Raw genomic sequence first — 6,034 nt, forward strand, 5'->3', positions numbered from 1 at the left:
ATTTATATCATCATATTATTCATCAATAACATGTCCCAGCGCAATATGTTCTTCCACAATTTGCTTCATCCATTCCCAGACTTCTGGAGAGGTCTCTTTAATTTTTTCGTTTCTTTTATAAATCTGAGATTTCTTTACATGATGCTCTGTCCAACTCTTCCCATTGCTCTCATGATTCAAAAGCAGAGGCTGGAAATTATCAAGCAAATGCGCAAACTTGGCATCATCACTTTCATATGCTTCAAACTCATCCCACAGTTCTCTGAAATAACCACCCTGATCTTCCGGAAGCATACCAAAGATCCGGTCCGCTGCTGCCACTTCTCTCGCACGTTTAGTCTTTGCGCCCTCTGCATCGTATGCATACGTATCACCCGCATCGATTTCTACCAGATCATGGATCAGTACCATGATCATAACTTTCATCACATCCACATCCTCTGCCACATATTCTTTCAGAAGAAATGCAGCAATTGCCAGATGCCAGGAATGCTCTGCATCATTCTCCTTTCTCTTTCCATCTGCAAGATACGTCTGTCGGAAGATATTTTTCACTTTATCAATCTCCATTAAAAAAGCAATCTGTTGTTTCATTCTGTCCATTTTGGACACCCTCTTTCTGTATTTTCCCATATTTTATACAGGTTCTTATACTGCAGATTGTACCCTTTTCAGACGGTTGGTGCAACCCATTCTGCCGGATAAAATTACGACGCGGTCTGCGAACTTTTCTTCTTCATTTCTCTTAAAACATCCCGGCAAGCACCACACTGGCTGCAATTCCGGCAAATGTAGCAATCAATGCTCCCGGTAGTGTATACCTGCTTTTTCTTACTTTTGCAGTCATAAAATACACGCTCATCGTATAAAATATCGTCTCCGTACACGCCATACTGATGGATGCAATAAGTCCAATTCTTGAATCTGTTCCATACTCTTTATACAAATCCAGTAACAGACCTGTTGCCGCTGATGATGAGAACATCTTCACCACCGTAAGCGGTACTAATTCCCCAGGAAATCCAATATGATCCGTCATACTTCCAATCCACATACCTATCGTTTCCAGAAGTCCTGACGCCCTCAGAATGCCTACCGCTATCATCAGAGCCAGCATTGTCGGCATGATTTTTATTACGGTCTGAAATCCGCTGTTTGCACCCTTAATAAAGCTTTCATATACATCCACATGTTGGGTCACTCCATAGCACACAATTCCCAGAATAATAACCGGAATAATCATATCTGAACAAAATAAAAAAAGTCTCATATTACCGCTTCCTGTCCATAATTTTAAAATAAACAATCCCCACCAAAGTGCTGATACTGGTAGCAATAATCCCCGCCCCTACAATCGATGCCGGATTCACACTTCCATACTGGCTTCTATATGCAATTACATTTACCGGTATCAACTGAAGTGATGAAATATTTAAGATCAGGAAGTTACACATTTCATTACTTGCAATGCCTTTCAGGCTCCTTCTGCTCTCTTCGAGCTTCGCCAGTTCCTCCATTGCCTGAAGTCCCGCCGGTGTAGCTGCCCATCCAAGTCCCAGTATATTGGCAATAATATTAGTCGTAATATATTTATTGGCCGGATGATTTTTCGGTAACTGCGGAAACAGAAAATGTATCACCGGTTGCATTTTCCCGGACATTTTTTCTACCAGTCCGGCGTCTTCTGCAATCTGCATCAGTCCACACCAAAAGGCCATTACTCCAAGCATCGTAATGCATAGAGTAACAGCCTCCTTTGATGAATCAAGTGCAGCATTGGAAATATCAGATACATTTCCGGTAACCACACTGTACAATATTCCGGCTATAATCATGCCCGACCATAATATATTCAGCATCTCATCACCAGTTTTGTTCATTGCTTCATATATATGTCCGTCAAAGCCGATTATACCAATTCCGAGCACATTAACCGACATTGTAAAGTAATAGTATCTCGCAACTTTAATACTTTTATATTTTTTCTATATCTACATCTCTCTTTTTAAGTAATAAATATATCACCTCCCGAAAAAGTGCATAACTCACAGAAGCAATCGGAATAAATATTAACATTCCAATTATACCCATTAATCGTCCTCCAGTTGTTACAGCAACCAGTACCCATATAGAAGGTAATCCGACCGAATTACCTACTACTTTCGGATAAATAAAGTTTCCTTCAATTTGCTGTAAGACCAGAAAAATAATTAAAAACAAAAGCACTTTTGACGGACTCTCAATAAATATCAATATCATCCCTATTGCACATCCCGCAAATGCACCAAATACCGGAACTAATGCTGTGACTGCTATTACTACACTGATCAATAACGCATATGGTATTTGAAATACAAACAATGCGACTCCAAACATGCAGCCAAGTATCAATGCTTCCATACATTGTCCGGTAAGGAATCCTGCAAATGTATGCCCACTCAGCTCCAGAACTTCAATCACAGCATCTGCTTTTCCTTCCGGAATCAATGCATACAGTACCTTTTTTCCTTGTATAGACAGTCTTTCTCTCTGCCATAAGATATAACATCCGAACACAAATGCAATAAAAAATGTTGTAATGCCTTGAGCAATTCTATGAATCACCTCTGCCGCTGATCCAATTATCTGACCTGTTCTATCGCCAAGCATCTCGATTCCAATCTTAGTCAGTCTATTCCAATCAAATTCCATTTTGTCAATATAACGTAATATTTCCTCATTTCCATCAAAAAAAGCTTTGCTCTTCTTCTCCACTCCACTCAAGAAAAACCGCATACTATCTTCCAAATGCAATATTGCACTTCCCAGTTCCGGTAACAGAAGAAGTAAAAATATATTAATAGCAACCAACACACATGTAATCACAATCACTATACTAATGAATCTTGCAGATTTTTCTATCCATTTTCTTTTCTTCTTTAATAATTTTTTCTCTATGTAACTTACAGGAATGCCTATTATAAATGCAATCGCTCCCCCTATAAGAAATGGCGTGATCACATCAAGTATCCAATGAATACTCTGAAATACGACTTCATATTTCCATATACATAAGAATATTATCGCTGTAAATACAATTAACTTTTTAATTTCCCGGACAATATCCTTTTCCAAATTCATAAAATCCTCCAAAAAATATCGGCAAGAGTAACTATTACATAACAGTTATATTCTTGCCGATATCATTCTTAATTATTCTTCATTATCTTCAGATTTCATAGAATTTTTGCTGGAGCTGGATTTTTCATCTGTTGAGTTGTCGTCAGATTTCTTTTTATTTGAACTATCTTTACTGTCGCCCTTATCTGAACTTTCTTCTCTTTCTCTGAAAGCACTCAGCACAGATTCTTTAATACAATTAGCATATGCTTCTGCTCCTGTCGGAACTAAATGCATATCATCCGGTTCAAAATATTCAGGATGATCAAGACTTGCTGTATACCAGTCTATCAAATATGTATTATCATTATTTTCTACAAAATCTCTTATTTCCTGATTATTTTCACTCTCATAATCTTCGGTAGGAGCATGTATCGTAGTCAGGAAAAGTGGTTTATCACCAGCTTTTTCTCTCATTGTCGCAAGTGTATCATACATTGGACCATTTGTACCTAATGCAAAGATTACTCCATCTCCATCCCAGCCATTGCTATCAACATAATACTGATATACATCACATCCTGTCAATGTAGACCTTCCTATTTGAGTATCACTGATACTGTTCGGAAGTACTTTATAATAGTAATCAGCAACATTTACATTAATAGAATCACCAATTAAGAGAATATTCAAACTGTCAAGCAATTCCTCATCCGTCATCTCACTCTTTGAATCTTCTGTATCTTTATCTTTTGATGCCTTCTTCTGTTCCTCCAGTTTCTGCTTGGTTAATTCATTAACTTCATTTGCCTTCTTCTCTCTTTCGGCTACGGCATCAAGAGTCGACTTCTTTGGTACAAATATCATACACAAGATTAAAGCTGCACCAACTACCGTAGCCAATGACATTACTTTCATACTTCTTCTTGCGACCTGTATCTGTCTTTTACGTTCTCTTTTATTAGTCGGCTTACTATTGATAATATTAATATATTCACCGATAATTCCATGACGGATAGGTGTCTCAATAAACCGATAAGATATTTCTGCCAAAACAACACTCAACACAATCTCAATCAGCATAATCCACCAGGCAGACTTCTTACCGCCGCTGATCAAAATAATAATTGGATAATGCCACAAGTATATACTATAAGAACGATCTCCTATCCATTTCAATGCATTATGACCAAGAATCTTGTTTAGCATACTTTTGCTCACAGTTACTGCATACACAACAAATGCTGCAAGTAAAGATACAATTGCCTGACCTCCATAATATAAGAAGCTGCTGTAGGAACTAATAAATATCATCATACATGTAAGAATAACCAATGATATGCTTCCTATTAATGCCCATATCTTTCTTGGTAGTCTTACTTTAATAATGCGATATTCCAGCTGAATAGCAGCTAATGCTCCAATCAGAAGTGCAAATGCTCTTGTATCTGTTCCATAGTAAACCCGGCTAGGATCTCCATTCGGATTATACAATACAGCCATCAAAATCATTGACACAACCGCTAATAGCGCTGATAAACTAGCAAATACTTTACCTCTTTTTTTTCTTTTTCTAAACACTCTGGAGAGTAGCAAAAGTAATATAGGATAAATCAAATAAAACTGTGTCTCTATTGCGAGTGACCAACAATGCGTAAATGGAGACGGTGCTCCTGCTGCTTCAAAATAAGATACCTTATTAAATATCTGCCACCAGTTATTGAATCCAAGAACAGAAGCAACAAAATCTTTACATCCTTTTGTAAAAACGACTCTGTTAACTACTGCACTTACGAATATAATTACTACTGCCATTGACAAGACTGCCGGAATTAATCTACGGATTCTTCTAACCCAGAAATTCTTCAGATCAATTGTATGTGTTTCCTCAATCTCTGTAATTAATATTCTCGTTATCAAAAAACCTGATAATACGAAGAATACCGTTACACCTAATAATCCACTTTTGGCAAACGGACTTTTCAAATGATACGCTAATACCATAACTACAGCTAATGCACGTAATCCATCTAAACCTTTAATATATTTAGTTTTATTTTCCATTCCTTATTCCTCTTTAGTATTTTTTTACTTATAAACTCTCATTAAATTTATTATAACATACTTTAAATTTGCAATGAAAAAAAGGCGTAAACTCTATCGAATATATTAATCTACGCCTCTCTCATCCCTCATGAGCGTGCGGGGATTCGAACCCCGGACAACTTGATTAAAAGTCAAGTGCTCTACCACCTGAGCTACACGCCCTTATTCAATTTACAAACTTAAGCAAAATAAAATGCCCAGAACCGGAATCGAACCAGTGACACGAGGATTTTCAGTCCTCTGCTCTACCAACTGAGCTATCTGGGCAAAATTGCGGGGGCAGGATTTGAACCTACGACCTTCGGGTTATGAGCCCGACGAGCTACCAGACTGCTCCACCCCGCGTTATTAAATTACTGAGCTTACGCTCAAGCCGATGATCGGACTCGAACCGATAACCTGCTGATTACAAATCAGCTGCTCTGCCAATTGAGCCACATCGGCGCAACGCCTTTCGGCTAATGGATGGAGGTGGATTCGAACCACCGAAGCAACTTGCAACAGATTTACAGTCTGCCCCCTTTGGCCACTCGGGAACCCATCCATATGGGACCTACAGGGCTCGAACCTGTGACCCTCTGCTTGTAAGGCAGATGCTCTCCCAGCTGAGCTAAGATCCCATAAAACGACCCAGAAGAGACTCGAACTCTCGACCTCCGCCGTGACAGGGCGGCGCTCTAACCAACTGAGCCACTGGGCCATATTCATATTTAGTGATATGTACCTTCAAAACTGCATACAAGAAACTCTACATCTTCTTACCTATCTCCGTCTTGGTTATGCCCTCGACCGATTAGTATCAGTCAGCTACATGTGTTACCACACTTCC

5 protein-coding genes and 7 tRNA genes are annotated in these 6,034 nt (G+C 38.7%); all 12 read right to left on the reverse strand.

Going from position 1 to position 6,034, the window contains the following annotated elements; translation table 11 throughout:
* Positions 1-15: 15 nt before the first annotated feature.
* The 12 genes from OCV65_RS08010 to OCV65_RS08065 all read right to left on the reverse strand — a co-directional run bounded on the left by OCV65_RS08010 (position 16) and on the right by OCV65_RS08065 (position 5,905).
* Positions 16-603: an HD domain-containing protein gene (locus OCV65_RS08010; RefSeq protein ID WP_118384274.1), complete on the reverse strand. Its 588-nt coding sequence runs from the start codon at positions 601-603 to the stop codon at positions 16-18.
* A 142-nt stretch (positions 604-745) separates the two neighbouring features.
* Complete coding sequence (locus OCV65_RS08015; RefSeq protein WP_118384275.1) at positions 746-1,270, reverse strand: spore maturation protein; 525 nt, start codon at positions 1,268-1,270, stop codon at positions 746-748.
* A gap of 1 nt (position 1,271) precedes the next feature.
* Positions 1,272-1,859, reverse strand: coding sequence for a nucleoside recognition domain-containing protein (locus OCV65_RS08020; RefSeq protein WP_262581623.1), 588 nt, complete (start codon positions 1,857-1,859; stop codon positions 1,272-1,274).
* Between the two features lie 115 nt (positions 1,860-1,974).
* Positions 1,975-3,120 (reverse strand): AI-2E family transporter, encoded by a 1,146-nt coding sequence (locus OCV65_RS08025; RefSeq protein ID WP_262581624.1) that lies wholly within the window; start codon positions 3,118-3,120, stop codon positions 1,975-1,977.
* Between the two features lie 72 nt (positions 3,121-3,192).
* A complete protein-coding gene (locus OCV65_RS08030) occupies positions 3,193-5,163 on the reverse strand; it encodes an acyltransferase family protein (RefSeq protein WP_262581625.1) in 1,971 nt (656 codons plus the stop codon).
* A 131-nt stretch (positions 5,164-5,294) separates the two neighbouring features.
* Positions 5,295-5,367 (reverse strand) — tRNA-Lys (locus OCV65_RS08035).
* A 32-nt stretch (positions 5,368-5,399) separates the two neighbouring features.
* Positions 5,400-5,472 (reverse strand) — tRNA-Phe (locus tag OCV65_RS08040).
* 4 nt (positions 5,473-5,476) lie between these two features.
* Positions 5,477-5,550, reverse strand: a tRNA-Met gene (locus OCV65_RS08045).
* Positions 5,551-5,576: 26 nt separating this feature from the next.
* Positions 5,577-5,649, reverse strand: a tRNA-Thr gene (locus tag OCV65_RS08050).
* Positions 5,650-5,667: 18 nt separating this feature from the next.
* Positions 5,668-5,749 (reverse strand) — tRNA-Tyr (locus tag OCV65_RS08055).
* A 3-nt stretch (positions 5,750-5,752) separates the two neighbouring features.
* Positions 5,753-5,825, reverse strand: a tRNA-Val gene (locus OCV65_RS08060).
* Between the two features lie 6 nt (positions 5,826-5,831).
* Positions 5,832-5,905 (reverse strand) — tRNA-Asp (locus OCV65_RS08065).
* Positions 5,906-6,034: the final 129 nt, after the last annotated feature.

The organism is Dorea ammoniilytica (assembly GCF_025567415.1).
Taxonomy (GTDB): Bacteria; Bacillota; Clostridia; order Lachnospirales; family Lachnospiraceae; genus Claveliimonas; species Claveliimonas ammoniilytica.

Coding starts and splice junctions, on each gene's coding strand:
- OCV65_RS08020 (WP_262581623.1), bottom strand. CDS start 1,859: ATGCTGAATATATTATGGTCGGGCATGATTATAGCCGGAATATTGTAC.
- OCV65_RS08015 (WP_118384275.1), bottom strand. CDS start 1,270: ATGAGACTTTTTTTATTTTGTTCAGATATGATTATTCCGGTTATTATT.
- OCV65_RS08010 (WP_118384274.1), bottom strand. CDS start 603: ATGGACAGAATGAAACAACAGATTGCTTTTTTAATGGAGATTGATAAA.
- OCV65_RS08025 (WP_262581624.1), bottom strand. CDS start 3,120: ATGAATTTGGAAAAGGATATTGTCCGGGAAATTAAAAAGTTAATTGTA.
- OCV65_RS08030 (WP_262581625.1), bottom strand. CDS start 5,163: ATGGAAAATAAAACTAAATATATTAAAGGTTTAGATGGATTACGTGCA.